Origin of the sequence: Kribbella sp. C-35 (genome assembly GCF_046549195.1) — a bacterium.
Taxonomy (GTDB): Bacteria; Actinomycetota; Actinomycetes; order Propionibacteriales; family Kribbellaceae; genus Kribbella.
Window position 1 is genome coordinate 1,178,191 of sequence record NZ_JAJPWG010000001.1, and the last position, 25,384, is coordinate 1,203,574.

Here is a 25,384-nt window from a genome sequence, read left to right on the forward strand (position 1 = left end):
GTCACGTATAGACGAACTGGGCACTCGCCACACCGTCGGTGTCACTGACCACACGCACCCAGTGCGCACTGAACCCGGGCGGGAAAACGTGTGACCGGATCTGCCCCGGGTCGACCGTCAACGTCTCCACCGCGCCGAACCGGCCGTGCCCGTGGAAGTCGATCTCGACCGTGATCGTCAGCGGAGTTTCGGAGAAGTTCTCCAGGTGCAGACACTTTCCGTCGAAGCCCGTCATCAGGTACGGATCGGACGGAACGCCGGCGGAAACCGCTGTCTCCCACCACGGCCCGCCCCACCCGGCCGGCTTTCCGAAGCTCCACAGGTCGTCGGTCTTCCCGAACCACAATCCGGACTGCGGCTCGGCCGTCGTCGGATTGAGCCCGTGACTCGGTGACGCGTTGTCCGCACCCGCCACGAGCATCCCGCGCCACGAGCAGAAGTCGCCCAGGACCCACAGGTGCGTCGAGATCGGGCGGACACCCCAGATCCGGCCGCCGTACGCCCACGGCGACACCTCGTAGAACATCCCGTGGTGGTCCATCAGCAGCCGCTCGTGCTCGACCTCGCGGATCCGCGGCCACTCGGTCTGCCACTTGTGGTCGAAACAGTGCGACGCCTTCGGCAGCCGGTACCGCGTCCACCGCTGATCGGCCTCGGTGAACACCTCGAGGATCGCCGACGCCCGGTCCCACCCGGTCGCGAAGATCGTCCCGCCGAACTCGTGCCGCCCGCCGATCGCGGTGAACGGATCGTCCCGCAGGATCTTCCACGACGTACCGTCGTACTCGGCCAGCCGGCCGCGAGACCGCTCGCCGGCCCACTCCGGCTCGGCGTACTCGTTGGAGCACACCACGAGCCGGCCGAAACTCGTGTAGCAGTCCTTGTAGTGGACCTTCATCTCGCCGTCGGTCCCGAGCTCGTCGTTCAGGTCGAAGAGCTGCGTGCACTCGTACGTCGTGACGTCGAGCTCGAACAGCTCGCCTTCCATCGCGAGCACGTAGACGTGCGTGTCCGGTTTCGTCAGGTGCCGCGACGTACCGCAGACCCGCAGCGGCTCGAGTTCGGGGACCGTCACGATCTTGTGGTCCGCGGAAATCACGTGCGGCCCGAGGACCAGCTTCGACGTCGGAAAATGCACGAAACGGTTGGTGTACGTTCCGTCCACGCCGAGAGTTTCCGGAACGATTTCCATCGACAGGTCGGCGTCGACCCGGCGCAGACTGACGCCCGCGCCGGACGGCGCCTTGTGGGAGTTGTAGTTCTGGACGTAGAGCTTCCCGTTCCACGGCATCAGCGAACCGATACCGAGCTCGCTGCGCGGCGGGCCGAAGTCACCGATCTGCGCGAGATGCGGAAAGATTCCGGAAACGTTCATTTGATTCCCGTATGAGTCATGGCGGCGATGAACCGGCGTTGCAGGACGACGAACACGATCAGCACCGGCACGATCGAGATCACCGAGGCGGCCATCGTCAGGCCGGGCGCGATCTGGCCCTGCTCGTCGACGAAGTTGGTCAGGCTGAGCGGCAGCGTGTAGCGGTCCGGGTTGCTGATCAGCACCAGCGGCGTCTCGTAGTCGTTCCAGGACCAGACGAACGCGAGGATGCCGAGCGCGCTCATCACCGGCGTTGCCAACGGCAAGTAGATCCGGGTGAACACCCGCCACTCGTTCGCGCCGTCCATCCGGGCCGCCTCGGCGAACTCGGCCGGCTGGCTGACGAAGAACTGCCGCATCAGGAACGTTCCGAGCACGGTGAACATCCCCGGCAGGATCAGCGCCCAGAGGGTGTCGTACAGCCCGAGTTTCTGGAAGTAGATGAACCGCGGAACAAGCAGCAGCTGCGCCGGAATGATCGCCGTCGCCAGGTACAGCAGGAACAGTTTGTCCCGGCCCTTGAACGACATCCGGGCGAACGCGTAGCCGGCCATCGTCGCGGTGATCAGCTCCCCCGCGACCCGCAGCAGCGCCACGAACACCGAGCGGCCGAACGCCGGAAGGACCGAGGTCGCCCCACTCAGGACCGTGCTGAAGTTGTCCCACTGGAACGGGTCCGGGATCCACTGCATCGGGATCTTGTAGGCGTCCACGTCCGGCTTCAGCGCGGTCGAGATCATCCACGCGAACGGCGCCAGGAAACCGATGGCGAGGATCCACAGCGGGACACCCCAGATCCACTTGCTGTATTTCTTAGTCATTGAGGGCCCTCCCTCGCTGCGCCCGCCAGGTGACCAGGGTCAGGACGAGTACGCCGACGAAGGTCACCAGGCCGATCGCCGACGCGTAACCGAACCGGTAGAACTGGAAGCCGGTCTGGTACATGTAGTACGAGATCGTGGTGGTTGCGTCGCCCGGACCGCCGGCGGTGATCAGCGCGATCAAGCCGAAGCCCTGCGACGCCCCGATGATCAGCGTGACCAGCAGGAAGATCGTTGTCGGCAGCAACGACGGCCAGGTGATCACGCGGAACTTCGACCACGCGGAGGCGCCGTCGATATCAGCCGCCTCGTACAGCTGTCGCGGCGCGTCCTGCAGTGCGGACAGGTAGATCAGCGAGCAGTACCCGACGCCGCCCCACACCGCCATCACGATCAGCGCCGGCAGCGCCCAGTGCGAGGAAGCGAACCACCCCGGCTGGATCCCGAACGCGTCGAGGACCTGGTTCACCAGACCGGCCTTCGGGTTCATCAACATCAACCAGGTCATGCCGATCGCGACCACGTTGACGATGTACGGCAGGAAGAAGATCGCCCGGAGTACGGCGCGACCCGGGAGCGGGCGGTTGAGCGCGATCCCGAGGGCGAGTCCGAGGACGACGGTGAGCGGGACCGACACCACCACGTACACCATCGTCAGGCCGATCGCGTGCCAGAACCCGGGGTCCCGGGCGATCGCGACGAAGTTGTCGATGCCGTTGAAGGTGATGCCGCCGAGGCCGGACACCAGGTTCCAGTCCGTGAAGGCGAGTACCACCACGCTGATCAGCGGGATCAGCGTGAACGCGACCACGCCGAGCAGGTTGGGCGCGATGAACAGGAACCCGATCCAGCCGCGCGGCTTGATTCCGGGCGCCTTCTCGGTCCGGACCTTCGAGGCGGTGGCGACTGCGGCGGTGGCCATCAGGGCCTCCTCTCGTTACGGGCGATCGCGGCGTCGGCGAGCCGCCGTACCTCACGAATCGCGACCCCCGGGTCCTTCTCGCCGAGCCAGCACAGGTCGCGCTGCTGCTTCACCGCGAGGGAAATCTCCGGAAATCCGGTCAGCCGGGTATCGGTCGCGAGCTTCGGATCGGACGCCAGGACGACGCGCCGGAACGAGTCGAGATCGAAGTACTTCTCCGGTTCTTTTCCGAGCATTCCGGAAACGATCTGCTCGTCGGTGACGTTGCCGAGCGCCGGCATCTTGCCACCCTTGAGCATCGGCGTCGCGCCCTCGGTGAGCCAGAACTTCACGAACGCCCAGGCCGCCTCGAACTTCGGCGACTTCGGGTTGACCATGATGAAGTTGCTGAACGAGCCGCCGTTCCAGTTCTGGCCGTCGACGGTCGGCGACGGAGCGAACGCGACCTTGAAGTCGTGCGGGTACTTCTTCGCGTCGTACAAGTAGCGCAGGTTGAACGGGGCCGTCGACCAGAGGTGGAACTCCTCGCCGAGGAACGAGTTCTGCTGGTACGCGTCGAGGTGCCGGGACAGCACCTCGGTCCACGGGAACGCCGTACCCTCGGCGATCATCTCGCGGCCGAGGCGGAAACCCTGCTCGAAGTGCGGATCGCCGAAGTTCGAGCGGTTTCCGTCGTACCAGTAGTTCGGCCCGAGGGCGATCCGGGCGACGTCGGGCAGCGTGTACGCGCCGACCGTCTTGTCCGTCGTCAGCTTCTTCGCCGTCGCGCGGAACTCGTCGATCGTCCACGCCTGCGGGAGCTCCACGCCGGCCTGCTGCCGGAGCTTCTCGTTGAACAGCACGAAGAACGGCTCCCGCGCGGTGGCGAGCGCCTTGACCTTGCCGTTGTCGATGTACGACCGCGGCTGCTCGGTGTCGAGGAACACCTGCAGCTCCGGATCCGCCTTGACCCGATCGGTCAGGTCCGCCGCCAGTCCGGACCCGGCCCGCAACGCCATCGCGCCCTGCGAGTACGTGAAGTACACGTCGATGTCGACGCCGCCCTGGAGGGCGGTGTCGAGCTTGAGGTTGCCGCGGTCGTCGTTCACGAACCGCGTGTAGTTCACCTTGTACTGCGGAAACTTCTCCTGGAACGCCTTCACCACATCAGCCGGCCCGGATGCCGCCGGCACCCCGCCCCACACCTGCAGAGCCCCCGACCGCCCACCGTCCCCACCGGAACACCCCGGGACCACAGCAGCAGCCAGCCCCGCCCCCACCCCGGCCAACACCTCCCGCCGAGAAAATCTTTTACGCCTCACAACCCACCTCCCACCAGATTGCGCAAAAGATTAGCGAAACCTATCCCTCCTGCCTACCCCCAACGCAAATCTTTTTCAGACCCGCTAACGACAGGAGGTGGTACCTCCCGCCGGCCGTCGACGCCTGATCGCCAGCGCATCTCGGGCGGGTCGACGGGCGTACCTCCTGTCGTTAGCGCACCGCGAGCGCGCTGCGAACGGTCTCAACCACCCAGGCCGGATCCCCGATCACCTGCTGATAGGTGAACCGCAGCACCAACCAGCCGGCAGCGACCAGGTCGTCGTACCGCCTGCAATCCGCAGCGAACGCACCAGGCGAGCCGTGGAACTCATAGCCCTCCGCCTCCAGCGCGATCCGCGCCGCCCGATGCCCGAGGTCGACCCGAACTCGGATGCCGCCGGCGTACACGACGACCTGCGGCTCGAAGTCATCGATCCCGGCGTCGATCAACAGGCTCCGCAACGTCGACTCCAGGAAGCTCTCCGACCGCGTGGTGGCCGCGGCGGCGACCCGGATCGCGTTCGGGCGACCCGGCCCACGCATCGCCTCGGCCGCAGCTTCCAACTCGTCCTTCGCCAGCCTGCCAGACCCCAACGCCGCATCGGCCACCGCGAGTGCCTCGCCGAACGGCAGGAGCCGCGAACAATCCAGGACTGTTCGCAGCAGGCCCGTCAGCCGAGCATCACGCTCCGCCCGCGAGACCGCTGCCCAGTGCAGCTCAACCGGGCGTCCCGGCCGGGGCCTGCGCTTCGCAGGGACCGTGACATGCGGCTTCTCCGGCTGTACAAGTAGCGGCAGCCCCCAGGCCTTTGCAGCGCTGGTGTAGGAAACGACACCGTCGTAGGCGACCGCAGCAAGTCGGTCCGGGCCGAGATTGGGCAGACCGTAGACACCCCGCGCGAGCCGCTCGACCTCGCCTCGCTGTACCGCCGCCTTCAAGGCTGCGGGCGAGACCAGTCCGACCAGCTGCGCGGCTGTGGCACAGCCACCGAGCCGGGCCAGGATCTCGGCGACAACGGTCACCCACCGATACTGCGGGATTGGCAGCAACCGGGGCGGAAGTTGTCCACAGGCCCGCTAACGACAGGAGGTAGTCGCCCCGGCGAAGACTCGGAACGCTCAGCCGGTTACTCAGGAACAGGTACGTCCTGTCCTTACAACGTGCAGTTCACCAGGACAGGTTCGTTGATCAGGGAGATGTTGAAGGATTGTTGGACCTGGGTGCGGACGTGGGTGGCCAGGGTCAGGAGTTCCTTGGCGGTGGCTTGGCCTCGGTTGGTCAGGGCGAGGGTGTGTTTGGTGGAGACGGCGGCGTTGCCGATGGTGAAGCCCTTGGAGACGCCGGCGTGTTCGATGAGCCAGGCGGCGCTGGTTTTGACGCGGCCGTCGGGTTGCGGCCACTGGGGAGCGCCGGCGGGGACCTCGGCGGGGGTGTCGAGGATGGGGTTGGTGAAGAAGGAGCCTGCGCTCCACGTGTCGTGGTCGGCGGGGTCGAGGACCATGCCTTTGCTGCGGCGCAGGGCGAGGACGGCGTCCCGGACCTCGGTCATCGGCGCGCGCGAACCCGGTTCGACGTCGAGCACCCGGGCCAGTTCGGCATACCCGACCGGCGCGGAAAGATCGCCCAGCGTCAACTGGAAGGCGACCTCGAGTACGACGTACCGCGACGGGTCGGCCTTGAATCGCGAGTTGCGGTAACTGAATCCGCAGTCGGCCGCGAAGATCGTCTCGACCTTGCCGGCGACCCGGTCCCAGACCCGCACGGACGCGACCGTCTCCGCGACCTCGTGACCGTACGCCCCGACGTTCTGCACCGGCGTCGACCCGGCGAGCCCGGGGATGCCGGACATCGACTCGAGCCCGCTCCACTCCTCCGCGATCGCGCGCTGTACGACGCCGTCCCAGTCCTCCCCGGCCGCGATGTGCACCATCGCCCCCGCGCACGCGGAAGCGTCGACGCGGATCCCGGAGGTCGCGATCTTCACCACGGTCCCGCGGAACCCGTCGTCCCCGATCACCACGTTGCTGCCGCCCGAGAGCAGAAGCACCGGCTCCCCGGCCGCGTCGGCGTCCCGGACCGCCGTGATCAGGTCCTCCTCGGTGCTGACCTCGACGAACTTGTCCGCCGAACCACCGATCCGCAGCGTGGTGTAGTCGGCCAGCGACACGTGCGTACTCACCGGACCCGCACGACCGCCCTGGCCCGGCCGAGCACCTTCTCCTCGCCTGCCACCGCCGTGATGTCGATCTCGGCCAGCCCCTCCACGACCTTGTCGACCTTCGCGGAGAACGTCACGCTCGCACCCTTGTCGTCATCCGGTACGACGACCGGCTTGGTGAACCGTACGCCGTACTCCACCAAGTCGGCCGGATCGTCGAGCCAGTCCGTGACGACGCGCACCGCGGACGCCATCGTGAGCATCCCGTGCGCGATCACGCCGGGCAGGCCGAGCGCCGCGGCCATCCGGTCGTTCCAGTGGATCGGGTTGAAGTCCCCGCTGGCCCCGGCGTACCGGACCAAGTCCTCGCGCTTGACGGTGACGGTCAGCGGCGGGAGCTCGGTACCTACCTCGATCATGCGTCCGCCCGGTTGTGCGAGAGGGTCGACGTCGCCGTGGCGATCGGTTCGCCGTCGACGGTGGTCAGAGTGGTCTCGTACATGATCACCTCGACGGGACCGGCCTTGCGCACAGTGGTGATGGTGGCGGTCGCGGCGATGTCGTCACCGGCCTTGATCGGGCGCGTGTAGTTGAACTTCTGCGCGCCGTGCACGATCCGGTCCAGCCGCAGGCCGAGCTCCTCGTCGTTCAGCAGCTCCTCGAGCGCGCGGCTGCCGACCATGAACGCGAACGTCGGCGGCGCGATCGCGTCATCGCCCCGGTACGCCGGGTTACGGTCGCCGATCGCTTCGGCGAACTCCCGGATCTTCTCCCGGCCGACCTGGTAGGACTCGGCGGCCGCGTAACTCCGGCCGACCATCGTGGCGTCGATCGTCATATCCGCTAACCCTACTGGCAGACTATCGCAGGGGTTTCCGCCGCCCATGATTCCGGACGGAGAAGGTTGAACGTGACGGCAGTGGCGGCGCTGGCGAAGTACGCGCCTCGGTACCGGCTGGAGATCGGCGAGCCGGAGGGCTCCGAGTGGCTGCGGGTGGACCGGATCCTGGAGCCCGGCAGTCCAGAGCTCACCGAGCTGCTCAAGCGGGACGACGAGGCCAGTTGTCACCGTACGGCGCACGCGAACGCGCTCAGCATGATGTCGTTCTACGCCGGCCGGGCGCCCGCGACCGCGCTCCTGCTCTGGGCGCTGGAGGGTCACGTCCTCGACATCCGCCCGCAGAACCTGTGGGTCCGGCCGCACGACGGGCACGGCATCGCGGCGGTCGCGGTACGTTCCGCGGATTTCCTGCCCGGCGGGCTGAAAACGCTGTACGACGTCGTACTGCGGAAACATCTGCTTCCACTTTCCGAGGAGCTGCACCGGCGGACGCGGGCCGGGCTGCGGCAGGTGTACGGCGGTGTTGCGGCGGGCGTCGCGATGGGATTCTGTGCCGCAACGCGCGAGGACATCACGGTAGAACCGGCGTACCTGCTCGAGCGGTGGCGGACGTTCACGGCGAAGGCGCCGGGCGGGCTCGCGCGGCTCGGCGAGGTGGAGGTGGCGGCTGGGAAGCTCGTCTACCTGCGGAACACCTGCTGTCTGTATTACACGAGCGAGGTCGGCAACGGGACCCTCTGCGGCTCGTGCTGTCTCACTCCCCGTGACGAGCGTCTCACGGCGTACGAGGGCGGCCGGCCGATTCTGACCGTCTGAGGGAACGCGCAAGGGCCGCTTCGGTAGTCCGAAGCGGCCCTTGCGAAAGACCTGAGGTCAGCGGGTCTCGCGGTGGTCCGTGTGGTCGTTGCACCGGTGGCAGTACTTCTTCAGCTCAAGACGATCCGGGTCGTTGCGCCGGTTCTTCTTGGTGATGTAGTTCCGCTCCTTGCACACCGTGCATGCCAGCGTGATCTTCGGGCGAATGTCGGTCGACTTGGCCACTGCTGCCTCTTCTGTCAGGAGTGCGCAACTGAGGTGATCGCACTCTCGAGATACTGCCTTGCCAGGTAGCGGGGGCGGGAGTCGAACCCGCGACACCACGATTATGAGCCGTGTGCTCTAACCACCTGAGCTACCCCGCCGGGTGAGTTCGTCATCCCACCCGGAGGTGGGATGCCGTTCTCAGAGCCCCTTTACGGAATCGAACCGTAGACCTTCTCCTTACCATGGAGACGCTCTGCCGACTGAGCTAAAGGGGCGGGCCGAGGAGAGAGATTACACGGTCCGCCGCCCCGATGTGAAATCGAGCCGACCGCACCTTGCAGGCCCCTCAGTCCGTCCGGGAAAGCATACCGTCTCCGCGGCGTGCTCCCGACCAGATTTTCGATGTCGAGAAGCGTCGATCGGCTCCGTCCTACGGACAGAACCTACGAGAGGAGCACGGATGTCCGAGACAGCAATGCCGCCGGTGGTGCCGGCCGAGGAATGGGCCGCTGCCCGCGCCGAACTGCTGGTCGCCGAGAAGGAGGCAACGCGCAGCCTGGACCGGATCGCGGCCCAGCGGCGGAGGCTACCGATGGTGCGATTCGGCGAGTACACGTTCACGTCGGCGGACGGGCCGGTCACGCTGCTGGAGCTCTTCGGTGAGCACCGCCAGCTCGCGCTGTACCAGTTCATGAACGTCGGGCCGGACGCGTTCTGCGGCGGCTGCACGTACTTCACCAAGAACGTCGTCAACCTTTCCGGTCTGGCCGGCAACGACGTCGCCTGGGCGACCGTTTCCGACATGCCGATCGAGCAGATGGCCGGGTATTGGAAGGAGATGGGCTGGGAGCAGATCCCGTTCGCGTCCTCGGCAGGTACGACGTTTTCCGCCGACTGCGGCGTCGGCGGCGGCTTCCTGCTGAGCATGTTCCTGCGCGACGGCGACAACGTTTTCCGCACTTACACAACCGGCCAGCGCGGCGTCGACCGGCTGCTGTTCAGCACCAACGTTTCCGACCTCGCCGTGTACGGCCGCCAAGAGGACTGGGAGGACTCCCCAGCCGGTTGGCCGCAGGCGCCGACGTACGGCTAGGTCCTGTCTGGTGATCCAGCACCTCCTCGCTACGGCGCTGGATTGCCAGACAGGACCTAGGTCCAGACGCGGCTGGGGTACGACGTACGCAGTACCGGCATGACCTCTGTGACGAAGGTCTCAACGGACTCCCGGTTCTCCTCCTCCGGGAGTCCCGCGACCTCCAGCGAGATGCCGGAAAGCTCGTGCCCGAACGCTTCCTGGTATCGGCCGAACTTGTCGATCACCTGTTCCGGCGACCCGACCAGCACCGATCCGCCGTCGAGGAACTCCTCCAGCGTCCGGAACGGCAGCTGGTTGTGCCGGGCGCCCGGTGAGTCCATGAACGCGTCGAAGATCGGCCGGTACCCCTCGACCGCCTCCTGCGACGTTTTCTTCACGTACAGCCCGTTGAACCCGGCGCCCACCACAGCCGCCGCCGGGTCCCGCCCGTACGCCTCCCAACGCTCCCGGTAGTGCCGGATCAGCCCGGCGTACTTCTCCAGCGGATGGAACCCGTTCGCCGAGAACAACGGGTCACCCCAGCGCGCCGCCAGCTCGGTGGACTCCGTCGACGACGCCGATCCGTGCCACAGCGGGATGCCCTCCGGTCGGTACGGCCGCGGCTGCGTGGTCGCGTCCGTCAACGCCGGCCGATAACGCCCCGACCAGGAAACTCCGGTTTCCGTCAGCAGTCGCCGGAGCAGCTCGTATTTCTCGCGGTTCCGATCCCACTGCCCGTCCAGCTCGTACCCGAACAGCCCGTTCTGGTCCGGGTCGTTTCCCTTCCCGATGATGATGTCGAGCCGTCCGCCCGACAGCTGGTCGAGCGTCGCGTAGTCCTCCGCCACCCGCACCGGGTCCAGCAGCGACAGCACGGTCACCGTGGTCAGCAGCCGGATCCGCGACGTCACCGCCGCGATGTAGGACAGTACGACCGGCGGCGACGACGAGATGAACCGCTGCGCGTGCCGCTCCCCCACGCCGTACGCGTCGAAGCCCAGCTCCTCCGCCCACTGGGCCTGCTGGACGACGCGCCGGAACCGCTCGGACGGCGTGAGCTGCACGCCGCTGATCGGGTCCGGCGAGTTGTCGATCAGCGTGTAGGTGCAGAACTTCACCTGAGTGTCACCGCACCTTCTTCTCGCCCGCGGTCACCGGCAGACCGAGCCGGTTGCCGGGCACCGGCGCCGGGCAGGTTCCGTACGCCGTGAACGCGAACGGCAGGTTGACGGTCCGGTTGAAGTCGATCCGCACCGACCCGTCCCGCTCCACCGGCCCGGTCGTCACCGTCCGCCAGGGCGCCGTCTCCTCACCGTTCGTCTTGTCATGGAACGAGAGGTTGAGCCGGCTGTCACTCGCAGCGGTCGCGACCAGCTCGTACGCCGTACTGCCCAACGCCACATGCACCGTGCCGACCGCGGTGATGTGCTGACGCAGGTCGTCGCGCGCGGTCGACACCTCCACCCGCTGCGCCTTCGGGTACGGGCTGAAGTACCCGGTGACCGCCCAGGCATCGTCGATCGGGTACGTCGGTACGCCTTTGAAGCCCTTCCGCGTCGCGGCGCCCGGGTCCCGTTGCCGGACGGCGTACCGGCCACCGCGGAGAACGAGTTCCGCCAACCGGTTTCCGTACAGCAGCCAGCTGAGCGAGCCGGCTTCCGGAACGCTGGCGGAAACCGTTCCGTGTACTGGTTCTCCGCCGGCCGTGAGTTCACCGGAGGCCGTGACGTGAGCCTGCTCGTCCGCCCACCACTTTCCGGCCAGACCGTCGATCGCGGTGGGCGTGGCCGTCAGCCAGTTGAAGGCGACGACGGACAGCCAGCCGTAGTCGGTGTCGAGGTCGCGCTCCCGCGCCGCGTGCCAGGTCTGCCAATCCTGCTCCAGGTCGGAAACAACAGTCATGACGCTTTCCTTTGTTCGCGCTGGGCTACCTCTGAGCGGACGAGCGGGATTACATACCGGCCGAAGTCGATCGCGTCGTCGTAGATGTCGTAGCCGCGGGCGGAAAAGATCCGGATCCCGAGGTCGTAGTAGTCGAGCAGCGCGGCGGCCACTGTTTCCGGCGTTCCGACCAGTGCCGTGGAGTTTCCGCCGCCGCCGGTCAGACCGGTCGGCGCGGTCCACAGCGCGCGATCGTGCCGCTCACCGGCCGCGACCGCCTTCAGCAACCGCTGCGATCCAGCGTTTTCCGGCGTCTTCGACCGCAGCCGGGTGCTCGCCGGAACGCCGCCGGCCTGCACGTCCTTGATCCGGCCGAGAATGCGTTCCGCCTTCTCCCAGGCGAGTTCCTCGGTGGGCGCGAGGATCGGCCGGAACGCGATCTGGATCGCCGGCCGGTCCGTGCGTCCCGCGCGCGCCGCCGCAGCGTCGATGGTCGCGAGCTGCTCCCGGGTCCCGGCCAGCGGCTCACCCCAGAGCGCGAAGATGTCCGCCTCGGCCGCACCGACCGCGTACGCCGCAGCGGACGATCCGCCGAAGGAGATCCGCGGCCGCGGCTGCTGGACCGGCTTGATGTCGGCGAGGAACTGCTCGAACCGGTAGTGCTTTCCGTCGAAGTCGAACCGGGTGTCCGACGTCCAGGCCTGCTTGAGGATCTGGATGAACTCGGCCGTCCGCCCGTACCGGTCGTCCTTCGCCAGGAAGTCGCCCTCCGCGGCCTGGTCCGCGGTCGACCCGCCGGTGATCACGTGCACCTCGAACCGGCCGCCGCTCAGGTGGTCCAGGGTCGCAAACGTTTTCGCGGCCAGTGTCGGGTAGGCGACGTTCGGCCGGTGGGCGACGACGAGGTTGATCCGCTCGGTGCGGCCGGCGACGTACGCCGCGACCTGGGCCGGGTCGGGAGAGCCGGAGTGGTAGGCGAACAGGATCCGGTCCCATCCGTTGTCCTCGTGGGCACGCGCGAGTTTGCTGGTGTATTCCAGGTCCAGCGGGCCGCCGGTTCGCGGCGTCACCTCGCTGGCCGGGTTGGTTCCGGCGATGCCGAGGAACTCAACTGGCATGGCGTTCTTCCTTCCGTACGGTGGGTGCGAGCTGCTTGAGCAGGTCCCGGGCGACGGCGTCGTTCTGCCGGAAGCCGGGACCGTTGAAGTGCGGCCGGGAGAAACCTGACGAGCCGGCCGATCCGGAAACGGACGGACCGAGCAGAAACAGCGTTTCCTGCGTGGAGCCGTCGGAACGGATCGCGCGGCACCGCGAGTCCGCCTTGAGCTGTCCGCCGCCGAGACTCGTTCCGTCGGCCGCGAACAACTCGTCCGCCGCCAGCGCGCCCGAGTCCAGCAGACCGCGCAGCAACGGATCGGCGGTCGCGAGTACGTCGGGACGCGGCAACCGGGCCTCGACGAAGGCCCGCGCCCGGATCTCACCCGCGACAGCAGGGCTCGTGGCAACGAACTGATCGTTGTCGATAGCAACCTCGAGATCCGGTCCGGCGAACCGGACGATGCCGGCCCGGTGCAGTGCGAGCAATTCCTCCAGCCGCCGCGGCGGCGGTCCGCTCGCCACGAACGAGAAGAACCCGTGCCACTCGCTCTCCACCCGCCGCACCCGGTCCTCGTCCGACAACTGCCCGTCGGTGATCGCCCGCGACAACACGCTGTAGATACTCAGCAGCGCGTTGAACACCGCCAGATCCGCCGAGTACGCCGGATCCGCGCGCCGGAGCAGATCGTTCTCGATCAACTCGGTGAGAAACCGCTCGAACCCCTCCCGATCCCCGAAGAACCGCCCGGCCAACGGCCGATCCACCTCACCCCGAACGAACCGGTCCGCCGCGTCGGGAACAGCGGCCGCAACCGCGGCCGCGAACTCCCGATCGGACGCGGCGCCGGGCGTCCAGTCGTCCAGGGCATTCGCAAAGCTCTCCCACGGGCATCGGACGCGTTCCGGGTGCGCGGTGAACAGCTGCTTGTAGTGGGCGTAGGCCAGCTCTTTCTCGATCAACGGCGCGACGTCACGATCGAAGTCGAGCAGACCCTCGCCCAACGCCTCCTTCGTCAGGTAGCGCGTCGGGACCGGCTTCGTTCCCGGAACGGTGTAGCCGAGCTTCGAGTGGTACGGGACGCCGCGGCGCGAACCGACGTACAGGATCGGCTCGTCGCCGGAGGGGTGGTAGCTGAGCAGGCCGTCGCACTCGTCGTACCAGCCGCCGCGGCCCTCGGTGAGCAGCACCATCAGGTCGACGAACGCCTGTCCGAAGCCGCGGACGATCACCGGCGCCTGCGGCCACAGCCCGTCCAGGTCGACGTCGGCGGTGTACCCCGGCGGGATGTAGGTCAGCCCGGCGTCCGCGGCCTGCGCCGCCCACGCCGATTCCGATGCCGTGGGCAACCGATCCAGGTAGCCGAGCGCGAGGACCACCGCGTCGGCCGCGATCTCCCGTCCGGACCCGAGGATCACCCGCTGGTCCGCAGTGAGCTCGACGGCCCGCTCCGGATGGGTGACGACGGTCGCGGGGAGATCGCGGACGACGCGCTCCCACACCCACGCGAGGTACTCCGCCTGCACCAGACGCGGTGGGAAGTCCATCGGGCCAGGCGGTTCGAGCCCGGCCTTCTCGAGGATCACGGCGCCCTCGCCGGCGACCCAGGTGGCGAGGTCCGGCCCCGGCACGATCGGCCCCTCGCACTCCACCGACTCGTCGGTGAAGATCGTGACGTCGGACGTCATCGAGTTCATCCACAGCAGCCGCGACTGCTCGCGCCGCCAGATCCGCCCGCCACCGGCCGGAAACGGATCCACCACGTGGATCTCGACCCGTCGGCCACCGAGCAATTCCTCGGCGTTGGCCGCGAACCGCTCCAGCAACCCGACGGTCCGCGGCCCACCGCCCACGAACACCACCGTCGCCGGCGGCTCCTTCCACGGACGCAGATCGGCCACGGTCATAGGGCCAGGCCGAGGTGGTCGCGAAGGGTCGTGCCGGCGTACTCCGTGCGGAAAACGCCGCGTTCGCGGAGCAGTGGGACAACTCGGTCGACGAAGTCGTCGAGGCCGGACGGGGTGAGGTGCGGAACGAGTACGAAACCGTCCGCGGCGTTTTCCTGGACGTGCCGGTTGACCGCCTCCGCGACCGTGGTGGGCGAACCGACGAACGTTTGCCGGTTCTGCTGGTTGATGACGGTCTGCCGCAGCGACCAGCCGTGCGCCTCCGCCTGCGCCCGCCATTCGGAAACGATCGGAAACGGATCGTTGTACCCGACCCGCCCCTGCGTGACCGACGACCCGACGACCGGGTCTTCGGCCGGCAGCGGACCGTCCGGGTCGTACGCCGAGAGGTCGCGTCCCCAGAGCAGTTCGGCGAGCACCAACGCGGTCGGACCGGAAACCTGCTGCTCCCGGATGTACGCCGCTTTCTCGATCGCGTCGGCGTCCGTGTCCGCGACCACGACCGTCACGGCGGGCATGATCTTCAGCGACTCGTCGGTCCGCCCGTACTTCGCCAGCCGGGCCTTCACGTCCTTGTAGAAGGTCTGCCCGGCCTCGAACGTCCCGTGCCGGCTGAAGATCACGTCCGCGCTCGCCGCCGCGAACTCGCGCCCCTCGTCGCTGTCGCCGGCCTGGATGATCACCGGCCGGCCCTGCGGCGACGGCGGCAGACCGAACCGCCCGCGGATGGTGAAATGCGCGCCGTCGTCCGCGAAGGCCCCAGCGCCCTCGCGGGCGAACGCACCCGCCGCCTGGTCAAGGACGAGTTCGTCACCGTTCCAGGAGTCCCAGAGTTTCCGCACGATCCGGAGCGATTCCTGCGCGCGGACGTACCGGTCGCCCTTGTCGAGGTACCCGCCGCGGCGGAAGTTCTCGCCGGTGAACGCGTCCCAGGACGTCACGACGTTCCAGGCCGCGCGGCCGTTGGAGACGTGGTCGAGGGTCGACAGCCGCTTCGCCAGTTCGTACGGCTCGTTGAAGGTCGAGTTGACGGTCGCGGCCAGGCCGAGGTGCGTCGTGACCGCGGCCAGGGCGCTGAGCACGGTCAGCGACTCGGGCCGGCCGACGACATCGAGGTCGTGGATCCGTCCCTTCACCTCGCGGAGCCGCAGACCCTCGGCCAGGAAGAAGAAGTCGAAGGTCCCGCGTTCCGCCGTTTCCGCAAGTTTCCGGAACGATCCGAAATCGATCTGCGACCCGGCCGCGGGATCCGACCAGACGGTCGTGTTGTTCACGCCCGGAAAGTGCGCGGCAAGGTGGATCTGCTTGGTCATCGCGCACTCCTCGCGTACCTGTTCACCGGCCGCCGCAGCCCGAGCCGCCCGCGCAAACTCCCGCCCCGCTTCCCGGAGCCGACCAAGCCGCGGTCCCGCAGCACCGGCAGCAACTGCTCCGCGATCACCGGCACGTCGAGCTCGAGCGACGCCGGCCGCAGCTGTACGCCGTCAACGCCCGCCGCCGCCCATCCCTCGATCAACGAGGCGAGCTGCTCGACACCGTCGGCGTGCGGTTGCACCACGGCCGACACGAGAACGAGCGGCCCGGCCGCCTGGTCCGCCGTCAAGGTCACACTCCGACCGGCGTCTCCACCCGTCAGCGTCACACTGCGACCAGCGTTTTCCCGCAGCTCCAGCACCTGAGCGGAAAGATCGCCGGACTCCGGCAGAAACACCAGTTCCGCATCAACAGCCGCCTCCAGCGCGTCCGGCGTGCTGACCCGGATCGCGGTGATCGGGTGCCCTTGCGGCGGCCGCGGGACGATCGACGGGCCTTTGACACTGAACGTCGGCGACTCGAAGTCGACGTAGTGCAGCTTCTCCCGGTCGACGAAGCGCCCGGTGACGGCGTCGCGGATGATCGCGTCGTCCTCCCACGAGTCCCACAGGCGACGCCCGGCGTCGACGACGTACCGAGCCTCGCGCCAGGTCTCGGCGGCCGGCGCCGGCTCGCGCCGCCCGATCACCGCAGCCGCCTCGGCCGAGGTCGAGACGTCCGCGATCCACCCAGCCCGGCCACCCGAGATGTGGTCGAGCGTCGCCACCGACGCCTGCACATGGAACGGTTCCGTGTGCGTGACGGTGATCGTCGGCAGCAACCCGATCCGATGCGTCACCGGAGCAACCCGCGCGGCCAGCCCGAGCGCATCCAGCCGCACGCTCACCCGATCAGGTACGTCGTCCGGCGCCTCGAGCGCATCCGCGAACGTCACGAGGTCGACACCCGCCGCCTCCGCCCGCTGCGCCGCGCGTACGGCGAGCTCACCGGTCAGAATCGCCCGCGGATCAGTTTCCGGACCACGCCACGCCCCGGGATCCCCACCCGCCCCGTCGATCTCGATCGCCGTGATCAGCGCCCGACTCATGACGCCACCTTCAACGCCACCGGGAGGTCCTTCCGGAACGGCAGCGGACCGATCGACTCGGGATCGGCCTCGGTGTCGAACTGCGGCTCGAACCCGACCGAGAGATACAACCCGGCCGCCTCCGGTTGCCGCGGACCCGTCGTCAGATACAGCCGCCGGTACCCGAGGTCGAGCGCCGCCGCCTCCAACTCCGCCAGCACGCGACGTCCGAGCCCCTGCCGGCGATGCAGATGCGACGTCCACATCCGCTTCACCTCGGCGGTCTCGTCGTCGTACCGACGGATCGCGCCACCGGCAACCGTCTGGCCGCCGTACCGCAGCAGGACGAACGCGCCGCCGCGCTCGGCGTGAAAGTCCGACGGCGGCACTTCGGTCAGTTGCGTGTTCTCGTTCGTACGCCCGTACCGCGTGCTGTACTCGACGACGAGATCCGCCAGCAGCGGCGCCGCCTCGGGATCCTCCGGACGTGCCCGGACCGCCTCCACCGCGGCGAGCTGCACCGGCGTACTCTCCACCGGCTGCTCGCCCTCGACGGTCGCGAGGAACGCTTCCGTCACCTGATACAGCGGGACGGAGGCCACCGGATCGAGCAGCAGCCCGCCGCCGTCGTACAGCTGGACGTGCGACGACAGGACGAACCATCCCTGCCCGATCGCGCCCGCGCCGAGGCTGGTGAGCACCGGCCGGAGCGCGTAGTCGATCACCAGCACATGCGCCGGCGTACCACCCGTTGCCAGTGGCAGCACTGTCTTGCCCTTCAACGCGTACTGTGGCAGCAGATCCAGGAACACCTTCAGCAAACCGGAGTACGCCGCCTTGTAGACCGGAGTCGTGACCACGACCGCGTCCGCGTTCTCGAGCACCGAGGCCGCTGCGGAAATCGCTGGATCGTCGGCCTGACCGCGCAGCAACGGCTCGGCCGGAAGGTCGCGCAACACGATCGGGGTGACGGTGTGGCCGTGGCTGATCAGGCGCTTGGTGACATAGTCGAGAACCGCGTCGGTCCGGGACGGGACCGACGGGCTGCTGGAGATCGTTGCAATGGTCGCCATCGAGCTCTCCTATTTCTTCGGCAGACCGGGTGGGTTGATCAAGGACTTCGGGACGGCTTCGCCCTGCAGGCCCCACTTGGCCAGCACCTTCGCGTAGCTGCCGTCGGCGATCGCCGCGTTCAGCGCGTCCGCGAGCGGCTTGACGAGACCGTTGTCCTTCTTGGTCGTGATCCCGACCAGGCCTTGCACGGGGTAGCTGGACGAGACGGTGCCGACGATCTCGGTCTTGTGCTGGGTCGCGACGTGGTACGACGCGTTCGGGTTCGGGCCGAGGTACAGGTCGATCCGGCCGGACTGCAGCGCGAGGTAGGTGTCCGCGGCCTGCTGGTAGTACTTGAGATTCGCGGGTTTCCGCCCGGCGGCGACGTTCTGCTTGTTCCAGTCGACCAGGATCGCTTCCTGCAGCGTTCCGGAACCGACCGCGACGTTCTTTCCGGAGATGTCCGCCGGACCGGTGATCTTCAACCCCGACCCCAGCTTGGCCTCGAACGCGTGCAGCCCGAGCCGGTAGGTCGCAAAGTCGTACTTCTCCTTGCGCAGCTCGGAAACCCCGATGTTCGAGATTCCGACCTGGTATTTCCCGGAGTCGAGCCCAAGGAACAGGTTCTCCCAACTCGTCGTGTCGATCTCGGCCTTCAGCCCGAGGACGCTCGCGACCAGGTAGGCGACATCGATCTCGACCCCGATCGGCGTCTTGTTGTCGTCCGCGGTGAACCCGAGCGGCGGCAGACCGCCGCCGGCCGAGCCGTTCCCGACCACCAGCTTCCCGGACTCCCGCACCGACGCCGGCAACTCGGCCGCGATGCTGTCCACCTTCGCCGAGGTGATGTGCTGCTGGTTGGCCGAGGTGTCGAAGGACACCACCGACGGGTCGCTGCTCTTGGCCGCCTCGGTCTGCGGATCCGCGCACGCGGCCGCCGCCAGCAGAACCACCCCGAACGCCGCAATCCAACGTTTTCTCATCAGTAGTCCTCAGTTCGTCAGGGGGAGGCCGGGCGGGTTGATCTCGGACTTGGCGACCGCCTCGTTCGACACGTTCCAGCGGTCCAGGACCTTGGCGTAGCTGCCGTCCGCGATCACGCCGTCGATGGCCGCCTGGTAGGCCTTCACCAGGCCGCTGTCCTTCTTCGTGGTGGCCGCGATCAGGCCCTGCAGCGTCGGCCCGGCGCCGGAGAACTTGCCGATCGTCTCGGTCTCGCCGGACGTCTTCACGTGGTACGCGATCGACGGGTTCGGGCCGAGGTACCCGTCGATCCGTCCGGAGCTCAGCGCCAGATACGTGTCGGTGTTCTTCTGGAAGTACCTGATCGTTGCCGCCGGCAACCCGGCCTTGACGTTGGCCTCGTTCCAGTCGACCAGGATCTTCTCCTGGTTCGTCCCCGAGCCGACCGCAATCGTTTTCCCGGCGATGTCCTTGCCACCGGTGACCCGCCAGGTCCCGCCCTTCTTCGCCTCGAACGCGATGTCGTCCTTGCGGTACGTCGCGAAGTCGTACTTCTGCTTGCGCTTCTCCGTCACGGTGATATTCGAGAAACCCACGTCGTACTTGGCCGAGTCGAGGCCGACGAACAGGTTCTCCCAGCTGGTGACCTCGATCTCCGGTTTCAACCCGAGTGCCTCCGCGACCAGGTACGCGATGTCGACCTCGAGCCCGATCGGGGTCTTGTTGTCGTCGGCGTAGAACCCGAGCGGCACGCTGCCGGAACCGAACCCGGCGCCGACGATCAACGTTCCGCGGTCGCGAACCTTGGCCGGCAGCAACGCGGCAGCGGCGTCGTTGCGCGTGGTGGTGACCCGGTTCTGCTCGGCCGAGGTGTTGACCCCGGTGTCCGAGGCGGCGGTGGCCTGGGCTCCACACCCGGCGAGGGTGAGCAGCGCAAGGGAAAGGACTAGAAGCCGTTTCATCAGTCAGAGGACCTTCGAGATAAAGGCGCGAGTGCGCTCGTGGACGGGGTTGTCGAGCACCTCGCGCGGAGGACCCGATTCGACGATCCGGCCGCCGTCGATGAAGACGACCGTGTCGGCGATCTCCCGGGCGAAGCCGATCTCGTGGGTGACGACGACCATCGTGGAGCCGTCGCGAGCGAGTTCCTTGATCACGTCGAGGACCTCGCCGACGAGCTCCGGATCCAGCGCGCTGGTCGGCTCGTCGAACAGCAGGACCTTCGGTTTCAGCGCCAGCGCACGAGCGATCGCGACCCGTTGCTGCTGACCACCGGACAGCTGCCGCGGGTACGCGTCGGCCTTCTCACCGACGCCGACCCGCTCCAGCAGCTCCCGCGCGAACGGCTCGACCTCGCTGCGCTTGCGGCGCTGCGCCGACACCGGCGCCTCGACGACGTTCTGCAGCGCGGTGAGATGCCCGAACAGGTTGAAGTTCTGGAACACGAACCCGACCTGCGACCGCTGCCGCAGGATGTCGCGCTCCCGCAGTTCGTGCAGCTTGTCGCCGCGGCGTTTGTACCCGATCAGCTCGCCGTCGATCCGGATCAGCCCGCGATCCACCTTCTCCAGATGGTTGATCGACCGCAGCAGCGTCGACTTCCCCGATCCCGACGGGCCGAGGATCACGGTGACCGCGCCGGCCTGGACCTCGAGGTCGATCCCCTTCAGTACCTCGAGATCGCCGAAGCTCTTGTGCACACCCTTCACGTCGATCATCGCGTCGTACCTCGCGCGAAGCGGCGTTCCACGTAGTACTGCACGATCGACAGCAGCGTGGTCAGGACGATGTACCAGACCGTCGCGACCATCAGCAGCGGTACGACGCGGCTGTTCCGCCCGTAGATCACCTGCACCTGGTAGAAGAGCTCCGGGATCGCCATCACCGAGACGATCGAGGTGCCCTTGAACAGGCTGATCACCTCGTTCGCGCCGTTCGGCAGGATCGAGCGCATCGCCTGCGGCAGCACGATCCGGAAGAACTGCCGCCGTTTCGGAATGCCCAGTGCGGCGGCAGCCTCGGTCTGGCCCGCGTCGACGGAAATGATTCCACCGCGGATGATTTCCGCGGCGTACGCCGCCTGATGCAGCGCCAGTCCCAGGACGGCGGCGCCGAGCGGACCGAACAGGTTGTTCGTACTGAAGTGCACGAACTCCGGGCCGAACGGGATGCCGAGGCTGAGCTCCTGGTACAGGTACGCGATGTTGAACCAGAACAGCAGCTGCACGATCAACGGGATCGAGCGGAACGCCCAGATGTAGCCCCAGGCAACTACCTGGAGGAACGGGCTGCCGGACAACCGCATCGACGCGAGGACGGCGCCGAGCACGAACCCGAGCACCGTCCCGTACACCGTCAGCTGCACGGTCACCCAGAGCGCCGAGAAGACGGTCCGGGTGGCGAAGAACTGGAAGAACGTCGGCCAGTCCCAGCCCGGGTTGGTGGCCAGTCCGTGCACGAACATCGCGAGCAGGACGAGGACGACGCCGACGCCGACCCAGCGCCACGGGTGCCGCCGGGCGACGACGGTCAGATCGGCATCGAGCGGTACGGCGGTTGCCGGCGGTCCGGTCGTACCGGACTCGGACGTGACTGAAGTGGTGGACACGATGACACTCCCTGGCGGTGGGCAGGCTTCGCGGGCCCTGCGACGGCGGAGGGCGGCAGCGGGCAGCAGGCGTCCGGAAACGGACGCCCTGACAGGACGTGAGGAGACTCAGGTCAGCGCAGACAGAGGGCGCTGGAGACCCGGAGGAGGTCGATGTGGAGGCGGTAGTACGGCGGCTTGCGCGTCATTCCCGTCCCCTCTCGTCGGTCGTGTCATTTCAGTATGGGACGCGGTTGAAAGATTAGTAAGTCGGTCGACAAAGCTCTCAATATATGGACGCCTTATACCGGCCCGCGGGGGCTGCTCGGCGCCAATCACCGGGTGATCCGCGTCACGGCCGCGCCGACTTTCTTGCCCGGCCGGTTCACGCCTGAGCATGCACCGGACGGCAGGACGCCCTCACCGAGCGTGTTCGATTTCGTTGAACTTTCCGCAATCCGTGTTTGAGGCGTCCGTGACCTTCTCGTTATGGTCATTCAGTCCGCCGTACCCCTCAACGGCGGATTCCCCTCCCCTGGAAGGCTTCTCGTGCCCACTCACCAAGACGCGCCGCAATCAGATCGGCAGGCGTCCGGCCGCCCGGCTGCTTCGCGCCGGGTGGCAAAGCACCGCTCCTCCCGCCGCAACGCGACCCGCCGTACCCAGCTGATCGGCCTGACCGCCGCACTGGCCGCCGCGGCCGGCACCACGACCGTCGGACTCAGCTCGTCCGCGACCGGTCCGGCCAACGCGTCCGGGAGCACCGGCCTGAACCCCTCACAGGCCGACGCTCTGACCGCCGCCCGGATCGACCGGCGCGACCTCGGGTCCCGGGACGCGTCCCGGATCGACCTGTCGCTCGCGGCGACCCGGAAGGCGGCGGCCGACACCGCCGCGAAGCAGCGGGCCGCGCGACTGGCCGCGAACGCGACGCTGACGCAGCGCCGGTCGCTGGCTCTCGCCGCCGCGAAGGCAGCCGCAGCGAAGAAGGCCGAGGCGAACGCCAAGGCCCTCGCCGCCGCGAAGAAGGAAGCCCTCGCGAAGGCCGCGGCGCTCAAGGCGGCCGCGGCCCCGAAGATCGTGCTGCCGACGACCGGCTACCACCTGACCGCCCGCTTCAACCAGGCCGGCGGCCGCTGGGCGCACAACCACACCGGTCTCGACTTCGCGGCCCCGATGGGTACGCCGGTCCGCTCGGTCATGGCCGGTGAGGTCATCCAGGCCGACTTCGAAGGCGCCTACGGCCGCCAGGTGAAGGTACGGCACGCCGACGGCACCGTCACGTCGTACAGCCACATGTCCGAGTTCGACGTCTCCGTCGGCGACTCGGTCGAGGCCGGCACCATGGTCGGCCGCATCGGCATGACCGGCAACACCACCGGCCCCCACGTCCACTTCGAGGTCCTCCCCGGCGGCGGCGACCCGATCGACCCGGAGCCCTGGCTCCGCGAACACCGCCTCAACCCGTAGATCCGCTAGCGTTCCCCCACACACTTCCAAGAGGGGGAACTCTTGAAGCTCTACAAGTTCATGCCGGCCGTCGCCCTCCTGGCGGCCGGCCTGGTCGCCACCGAGCCCGCACAAGCGGTCCCGCAGCAAACGACGGCGGTCTGCACTCTCGCAGTCCCGTCACGCATCAGTGTCAACGGGTCGTATTACGGCGAATGGGCGCGCCTGGGCAGCGGCTGTCCTGACAGCGTCTACACGGCGGTGTGGAAGAGCTCGCCCGCCGCCACCCCGAACCCGCAGGGCCGGCTCGAGTTCACCAAGGGCAGTCGCATAGCCCAGTTCGGCTTCTCTGGCTCGTTTCCGCCGATCGGGACGATCACGTGGAGCCCCGCCGGTGGCGCGACCAACATCAACGGTGTCAAGGTCGCCGATCTGGCCTCCGCGACCTCGGTCTCGAAGTGCGCTTCTGCGGTGGCGCTCACCGGAGGCCGCAAGGGCAGCCGTACGGCGCTGCTCACGACGGTCTCGTACTGGCGCCCGAGCAGCGACCGCTACGTCCGCTGGGCCGGCAAGCGGGTGCTGATCCAGTACCAGGACATCGGTACGTCGACGTGGAAGGGGCTGGCGTACGTCACCACGAACAGCGTGGGACAGGTGACGTACAACTACTACCCGAACAGGACCCGCAGGTACCGTGTGTACGTGCAGGGGACGAGCAGTATCTGGAACATCTTCTCCCCCGTCATCAGCCGTTAGAGCATCTTCGCCATGTCGAGGGCGGCTATGTAGTTGCCCTCGATGAGGAATTCGTTGGGGTGGGTGCCTTCGATCACGTAGCCGTGGCGTTCGTAGAGGCGGCGGGCCGGGGCGTTCGTGCTGTGGACGTGCAGGCTGATCTTGCGTGCGCGGCGGAGGCGGCCCTCGGCGGTGGCGGCGTCCAGGAGGGCCGAGGCGACGCCCAGGCGGCGTGCGTCGTGGGCGACCGCGAGGCCGTTGATCGTCAGTACGCCGGAGCCCTCGGGGAACGGGTACTTGTCCTGCAGCCGCAGGTACCCGACCACCGCACCCTCGTGCTCCGCCACCAGATGCGCCTCCGGCCCGCTCCGGCTGAAGAACGTGTCCTGCAGGGTGTCCTGGTACGACGGGAATCCCGACGTCGCGTCCCACGCGCTCCGCTCGATCGCGAGCAGCGCCGCGTCGTCCTCCTCGACGGCACGTCGTACCGTCACCTGCTGGTCGCCTGATCGGCGGTCGTCACTCACCGCACCATCCTCGCCCGCCGTACGGGCCAACTGTCTGCGGGGTCAGCTTCCGGGGCAGGTATCGAAAACGTATCGGAAATCGCAGACGCTGCGGCAACATCGCCTTGGATGAACTGTCGGCATGCTGACACACCACCTGAGGCGCGATCGTCGGCTCGCCGTACCCGGCCGCCTGGTGATCGTTGCCGCCGTCATCAGTCTCGCGCTGACCTCGTGTACAGCGGTTTCCGCGCAGGACTCGGCACCGTCGAGCACCGGGTCGAGCACCGGATCGACCACCGGCTCGGCCACCGGCCGGTCCTCGAAGTCCGGACCGACCCAGGGCGGACCGCCCGGTGCGGCGGACGGCGTACTGCCCGACCACACCTCGGCGTACAACACCAGCCTGCCCGGCGTCACCAAGCTCGATCCCGCCCTCCGCGAGGCCGTCCAGAAGGCCGAGACCGCGATGAAGGCCGACGGGATCACGATGCAGGTCACGACGGGCTGGCGCAGCAAGAAGTACCAGGAAGAGCTGATGGAGAAGGCGATCCGCAAGTACGGCAGCAAGAAGAAGGCCAAGGAGTACGTCGCCGACCCGGACGAATCGCACCACGTCACCGGCCACGCCGTCGACATCGGCCCCACCGACGCCGACTACTGGCTGATCCGCCACGGCAACCGCTACGGCCTCTGCCAAACCCTCTCCAACGAGATCTGGCACTTCGAACTGGTCACCACCCCCGGCGGAACCTGCCCGCCCATGACCGACCCGAAGGGCTAGTGGGGTTCTTCGGGGGGATCGGGGAGTTTGGCGAGCGGGCGTTGGGACCAGGCGACATCGTGCCAGGAATCGAGTTTCCAGCCGATGTTCCGGTAGGTGCCGATCGGGTCGAAGCCCAGGGATTTGTGCAGGGCTTCGCTGGCGGGGTTCGGCAGCGTGACGCCGGCGATGGCGGTGCGGAAACCGCGTTCTGACAGCCGGTCGAACAGGGCGTTGTAGAGCGTTCGGCCGGCGCCGGTGCGATGGCGGCTGGGGGCAACATAGACGCTGACCTCGCAGGACCAGCGGTACGCCGGGCGCGGCTTCATCGGACCGCCGTACGCGTATCCGACGACCTGACCGTCGTCTTCGAGCACCAGCCACGCGTGGGTGGACTGGGCCTTGGTGATCCGCTCGGCCATCTCCTCAACCGTCGGCGGATCGAGCTCGAACGTGATCGACGTACCGGTGACATAGGGCGCGTAGATGGCCGCGCAGGCCACGGCGTCCGCGGCCGAAGCGTCTCTGACCTGAACCATGACACGA

Annotated in this window: 28 protein-coding genes and 2 tRNA genes; 5 read left to right on the plus strand and 25 right to left on the minus strand. The window is 67.8% G+C overall.

Annotation, left to right across the window (positions count from 1 at the left end; all coding sequences use genetic code 11):
• Position 1: 1 nt before the first annotated feature.
• The 8 genes from ACLJOO_RS06070 to ACLJOO_RS06105 all read right to left on the minus strand — a co-directional run bounded on the left by ACLJOO_RS06070 (position 2) and on the right by ACLJOO_RS06105 (position 7,417).
• The gene (locus tag ACLJOO_RS06070) at positions 2-1,375 is read right to left on the minus strand and encodes a hypothetical protein (RefSeq protein WP_410785808.1); all 1,374 of its coding nucleotides are present in this window, start codon (positions 1,373-1,375) and stop codon (positions 2-4) included.
• Positions 1,372-2,196 (minus strand): carbohydrate ABC transporter permease, encoded by an 825-nt coding sequence (locus ACLJOO_RS06075; RefSeq protein ID WP_410785809.1) that lies wholly within the window; start codon positions 2,194-2,196, stop codon positions 1,372-1,374. Before ACLJOO_RS06075 ends, ACLJOO_RS06070 begins: the two co-directional genes overlap by 4 nt.
• Positions 2,189-3,118 carry a carbohydrate ABC transporter permease gene (locus tag ACLJOO_RS06080; RefSeq protein ID WP_410785810.1) on the minus strand — a complete coding sequence of 310 codons (930 nt, stop codon included), beginning with the start codon at positions 3,116-3,118 and terminating at the stop codon, positions 2,189-2,191. Before ACLJOO_RS06080 ends, ACLJOO_RS06075 begins: the two co-directional genes overlap by 8 nt.
• Positions 3,118-4,290 carry an ABC transporter substrate-binding protein gene (locus ACLJOO_RS06085; protein ID WP_410785811.1) on the minus strand — a complete coding sequence of 391 codons (1,173 nt, stop codon included), beginning with the start codon at positions 4,288-4,290 and terminating at the stop codon, positions 3,118-3,120. Before ACLJOO_RS06085 ends, ACLJOO_RS06080 begins: the two co-directional genes overlap by 1 nt.
• Positions 4,291-4,591: 301 nt before the next feature.
• Positions 4,592-5,443: a type IV toxin-antitoxin system AbiEi family antitoxin domain-containing protein gene (locus ACLJOO_RS06090; protein ID WP_410785812.1), complete on the minus strand. Its 852-nt coding sequence runs from the start codon at positions 5,441-5,443 to the stop codon at positions 4,592-4,594.
• Positions 5,444-5,574: 131 nt separating this feature from the next.
• The gene (locus ACLJOO_RS06095) at positions 5,575-6,600 is read right to left on the minus strand and encodes a UDP-N-acetylmuramate dehydrogenase (RefSeq protein ID WP_410785813.1); all 1,026 of its coding nucleotides are present in this window, start codon (positions 6,598-6,600) and stop codon (positions 5,575-5,577) included.
• Positions 6,597-6,998, minus strand: coding sequence for a MaoC family dehydratase (locus ACLJOO_RS06100; RefSeq protein WP_410785814.1), 402 nt, complete (start codon positions 6,996-6,998; stop codon positions 6,597-6,599). The genes ACLJOO_RS06095 and ACLJOO_RS06100 overlap by 4 nt, the downstream gene beginning before the upstream one ends.
• Complete coding sequence (locus tag ACLJOO_RS06105; protein WP_410785815.1) at positions 6,995-7,417, minus strand: MaoC family dehydratase N-terminal domain-containing protein; 423 nt, start codon at positions 7,415-7,417, stop codon at positions 6,995-6,997. Before ACLJOO_RS06105 ends, ACLJOO_RS06100 begins: the two co-directional genes overlap by 4 nt.
• A gap of 72 nt (positions 7,418-7,489) precedes the next feature.
• Between ACLJOO_RS06105 and ACLJOO_RS06110 the strand changes: the two genes are divergently transcribed.
• The gene (locus tag ACLJOO_RS06110; RefSeq protein ID WP_410785816.1) at positions 7,490-8,236 is read left to right on the plus strand and encodes a hypothetical protein; all 747 of its coding nucleotides are present in this window, start codon (positions 7,490-7,492) and stop codon (positions 8,234-8,236) included.
• Positions 8,237-8,293: 57 nt separating this feature from the next.
• Here the strand turns inward: ACLJOO_RS06110 and rpmG are convergent, their stop codons facing one another.
• From rpmG to ACLJOO_RS06125, 3 genes are all read right to left on the minus strand, one after another.
• Positions 8,294-8,461 (minus strand): 50S ribosomal protein L33, encoded by a 168-nt coding sequence (rpmG, locus tag ACLJOO_RS06115; RefSeq protein WP_130384703.1) that lies wholly within the window; start codon positions 8,459-8,461, stop codon positions 8,294-8,296.
• A 66-nt stretch (positions 8,462-8,527) separates the two neighbouring features.
• Positions 8,528-8,601 (minus strand) — tRNA-Met (locus tag ACLJOO_RS06120).
• Positions 8,602-8,645: 44 nt separating this feature from the next.
• Positions 8,646-8,718: transfer RNA gene (locus tag ACLJOO_RS06125), tRNA-Thr, on the minus strand.
• A 185-nt stretch (positions 8,719-8,903) separates the two neighbouring features.
• Here ACLJOO_RS06125 and ACLJOO_RS06130 point away from each other — a divergent pair.
• Complete coding sequence (locus ACLJOO_RS06130; RefSeq protein ID WP_410785817.1) at positions 8,904-9,536, plus strand: DUF899 family protein; 633 nt, start codon at positions 8,904-8,906, stop codon at positions 9,534-9,536.
• A 56-nt stretch (positions 9,537-9,592) separates the two neighbouring features.
• Here the strand turns inward: ACLJOO_RS06130 and ACLJOO_RS06135 are convergent, their stop codons facing one another.
• The 12 genes from ACLJOO_RS06135 to ACLJOO_RS06190 all read right to left on the minus strand — a co-directional run bounded on the left by ACLJOO_RS06135 (position 9,593) and on the right by ACLJOO_RS06190 (position 21,594).
• Positions 9,593-10,636, minus strand: a complete 1,044-nt coding sequence (locus ACLJOO_RS06135) for an LLM class flavin-dependent oxidoreductase (RefSeq protein ID WP_410785818.1) — start codon at positions 10,634-10,636, stop codon at positions 9,593-9,595.
• A 7-nt stretch (positions 10,637-10,643) separates the two neighbouring features.
• A complete protein-coding gene (locus ACLJOO_RS06140; RefSeq protein WP_410785819.1) occupies positions 10,644-11,420 on the minus strand; it encodes a DUF1684 domain-containing protein in 777 nt (258 codons plus the stop codon).
• Complete coding sequence (locus tag ACLJOO_RS06145; RefSeq protein ID WP_410785820.1) at positions 11,417-12,517, minus strand: LLM class flavin-dependent oxidoreductase; 1,101 nt, start codon at positions 12,515-12,517, stop codon at positions 11,417-11,419. The genes ACLJOO_RS06140 and ACLJOO_RS06145 overlap by 4 nt, the downstream gene beginning before the upstream one ends.
• The gene (locus ACLJOO_RS06150) at positions 12,507-14,402 is read right to left on the minus strand and encodes an FAD/NAD(P)-binding protein (RefSeq protein WP_410785821.1); all 1,896 of its coding nucleotides are present in this window, start codon (positions 14,400-14,402) and stop codon (positions 12,507-12,509) included. The genes ACLJOO_RS06145 and ACLJOO_RS06150 overlap by 11 nt, the downstream gene beginning before the upstream one ends.
• Positions 14,399-15,715 (minus strand): NtaA/DmoA family FMN-dependent monooxygenase, encoded by a 1,317-nt coding sequence (locus ACLJOO_RS06155; RefSeq protein WP_410785822.1) that lies wholly within the window; start codon positions 15,713-15,715, stop codon positions 14,399-14,401. Before ACLJOO_RS06155 ends, ACLJOO_RS06150 begins: the two co-directional genes overlap by 4 nt.
• Positions 15,712-16,803 carry an LLM class flavin-dependent oxidoreductase gene (locus ACLJOO_RS06160; protein ID WP_410785823.1) on the minus strand — a complete coding sequence of 364 codons (1,092 nt, stop codon included), beginning with the start codon at positions 16,801-16,803 and terminating at the stop codon, positions 15,712-15,714. Before ACLJOO_RS06160 ends, ACLJOO_RS06155 begins: the two co-directional genes overlap by 4 nt.
• The gene (ssuE, locus tag ACLJOO_RS06165) at positions 16,800-17,855 is read right to left on the minus strand and encodes an NADPH-dependent FMN reductase (RefSeq protein WP_410785824.1); all 1,056 of its coding nucleotides are present in this window, start codon (positions 17,853-17,855) and stop codon (positions 16,800-16,802) included. Before ssuE ends, ACLJOO_RS06160 begins: the two co-directional genes overlap by 4 nt.
• A 9-nt stretch (positions 17,856-17,864) precedes the next feature.
• Complete coding sequence (locus tag ACLJOO_RS06170) at positions 17,865-18,818, minus strand: ABC transporter substrate-binding protein (RefSeq protein ID WP_410785825.1); 954 nt, start codon at positions 18,816-18,818, stop codon at positions 17,865-17,867.
• Between the two features lie 9 nt (positions 18,819-18,827).
• Positions 18,828-19,760 (minus strand): ABC transporter substrate-binding protein, encoded by a 933-nt coding sequence (locus tag ACLJOO_RS06175; RefSeq protein ID WP_410785826.1) that lies wholly within the window; start codon positions 19,758-19,760, stop codon positions 18,828-18,830.
• A gap of 3 nt (positions 19,761-19,763) precedes the next feature.
• Complete coding sequence (locus tag ACLJOO_RS06180) at positions 19,764-20,516, minus strand: amino acid ABC transporter ATP-binding protein (RefSeq protein ID WP_410785827.1); 753 nt, start codon at positions 20,514-20,516, stop codon at positions 19,764-19,766.
• Entirely contained in the window at positions 20,513-21,406 is an 894-nt protein-coding gene (locus ACLJOO_RS06185) for an amino acid ABC transporter permease (protein ID WP_410785828.1), read from the minus strand. The genes ACLJOO_RS06180 and ACLJOO_RS06185 overlap by 4 nt, the downstream gene beginning before the upstream one ends.
• 113 nt (positions 21,407-21,519) lie before the next feature.
• Positions 21,520-21,594, minus strand: a complete 75-nt coding sequence (locus tag ACLJOO_RS06190) for a putative leader peptide (RefSeq protein WP_355483003.1) — start codon at positions 21,592-21,594, stop codon at positions 21,520-21,522.
• A 409-nt stretch (positions 21,595-22,003) separates the two neighbouring features.
• On the opposite strand from ACLJOO_RS06190, the gene ACLJOO_RS06195 reads away from it, so the two are divergent.
• Both ACLJOO_RS06195 and ACLJOO_RS06200 read left to right on the plus strand, forming a co-directional pair.
• Positions 22,004-22,855 (plus strand): M23 family metallopeptidase, encoded by an 852-nt coding sequence (locus ACLJOO_RS06195; RefSeq protein ID WP_410785829.1) that lies wholly within the window; start codon positions 22,004-22,006, stop codon positions 22,853-22,855.
• 42 nt (positions 22,856-22,897) lie between these two features.
• Entirely contained in the window at positions 22,898-23,590 is a 693-nt protein-coding gene (locus ACLJOO_RS06200) for a hypothetical protein (RefSeq protein WP_410785830.1), read from the plus strand.
• Here the strand turns inward: ACLJOO_RS06200 and ACLJOO_RS06205 are convergent.
• Positions 23,587-24,096, minus strand: coding sequence for a GNAT family N-acetyltransferase (locus ACLJOO_RS06205; protein WP_410785831.1), 510 nt, complete (start codon positions 24,094-24,096; stop codon positions 23,587-23,589). The two genes, ACLJOO_RS06200 and ACLJOO_RS06205, sit on opposite strands and share 4 nt — an antisense overlap.
• A 121-nt stretch (positions 24,097-24,217) precedes the next feature.
• On the opposite strand from ACLJOO_RS06205, the gene ACLJOO_RS06210 reads away from it, so the two are divergent.
• Positions 24,218-24,859, plus strand: coding sequence for a M15 family metallopeptidase (locus tag ACLJOO_RS06210; protein WP_410785832.1), 642 nt, complete (start codon positions 24,218-24,220; stop codon positions 24,857-24,859).
• On the opposite strand, the gene ACLJOO_RS06215 is transcribed toward ACLJOO_RS06210, so the two are convergent.
• Positions 24,856-25,377 (minus strand): GNAT family N-acetyltransferase, encoded by a 522-nt coding sequence (locus tag ACLJOO_RS06215; RefSeq protein ID WP_410785833.1) that lies wholly within the window; start codon positions 25,375-25,377, stop codon positions 24,856-24,858. The two genes, ACLJOO_RS06210 and ACLJOO_RS06215, sit on opposite strands and share 4 nt — an antisense overlap.
• Between the last annotated feature and the right edge of the window lie 7 nt (positions 25,378-25,384).

Coding starts and splice junctions, on each gene's coding strand:
- ACLJOO_RS06210 (WP_410785832.1), top strand. CDS start 24,218: ATGCTGACACACCACCTGAGGCGCGATCGTCGGCTCGCCGTACCCGGC.
- ACLJOO_RS06180 (WP_410785827.1), bottom strand. CDS start 20,516: ATGATCGACGTGAAGGGTGTGCACAAGAGCTTCGGCGATCTCGAGGTA.
- ACLJOO_RS06070 (WP_410785808.1), bottom strand. CDS start 1,375: ATGAACGTTTCCGGAATCTTTCCGCATCTCGCGCAGATCGGTGACTTC.
- ACLJOO_RS06155 (WP_410785822.1), bottom strand. CDS start 15,715: ATGACCAAGCAGATCCACCTTGCCGCGCACTTTCCGGGCGTGAACAAC.
- ACLJOO_RS06075 (WP_410785809.1), bottom strand. CDS start 2,196: ATGACTAAGAAATACAGCAAGTGGATCTGGGGTGTCCCGCTGTGGATC.
- ACLJOO_RS06160 (WP_410785823.1), bottom strand. CDS start 16,803: ATGAGTCGGGCGCTGATCACGGCGATCGAGATCGACGGGGCGGGTGGG.
- ACLJOO_RS06130 (WP_410785817.1), top strand. CDS start 8,904: ATGTCCGAGACAGCAATGCCGCCGGTGGTGCCGGCCGAGGAATGGGCC.
- ACLJOO_RS06175 (WP_410785826.1), bottom strand. CDS start 19,760: ATGAAACGGCTTCTAGTCCTTTCCCTTGCGCTGCTCACCCTCGCCGGG.
- ACLJOO_RS06145 (WP_410785820.1), bottom strand. CDS start 12,517: ATGCCAGTTGAGTTCCTCGGCATCGCCGGAACCAACCCGGCCAGCGAG.
- ACLJOO_RS06150 (WP_410785821.1), bottom strand. CDS start 14,402: ATGACCGTGGCCGATCTGCGTCCGTGGAAGGAGCCGCCGGCGACGGTG.
- ACLJOO_RS06140 (WP_410785819.1), bottom strand. CDS start 11,420: ATGACTGTTGTTTCCGACCTGGAGCAGGATTGGCAGACCTGGCACGCG.
- ACLJOO_RS06215 (WP_410785833.1), bottom strand. CDS start 25,377: ATGGTTCAGGTCAGAGACGCTTCGGCCGCGGACGCCGTGGCCTGCGCG.
- ACLJOO_RS06170 (WP_410785825.1), bottom strand. CDS start 18,818: ATGAGAAAACGTTGGATTGCGGCGTTCGGGGTGGTTCTGCTGGCGGCG.
- ssuE (WP_410785824.1), bottom strand. CDS start 17,855: ATGGCGACCATTGCAACGATCTCCAGCAGCCCGTCGGTCCCGTCCCGG.
- ACLJOO_RS06080 (WP_410785810.1), bottom strand. CDS start 3,118: ATGGCCACCGCCGCAGTCGCCACCGCCTCGAAGGTCCGGACCGAGAAG.
- ACLJOO_RS06105 (WP_410785815.1), bottom strand. CDS start 7,417: ATGACGATCGACGCCACGATGGTCGGCCGGAGTTACGCGGCCGCCGAG.
- ACLJOO_RS06100 (WP_410785814.1), bottom strand. CDS start 6,998: ATGATCGAGGTAGGTACCGAGCTCCCGCCGCTGACCGTCACCGTCAAG.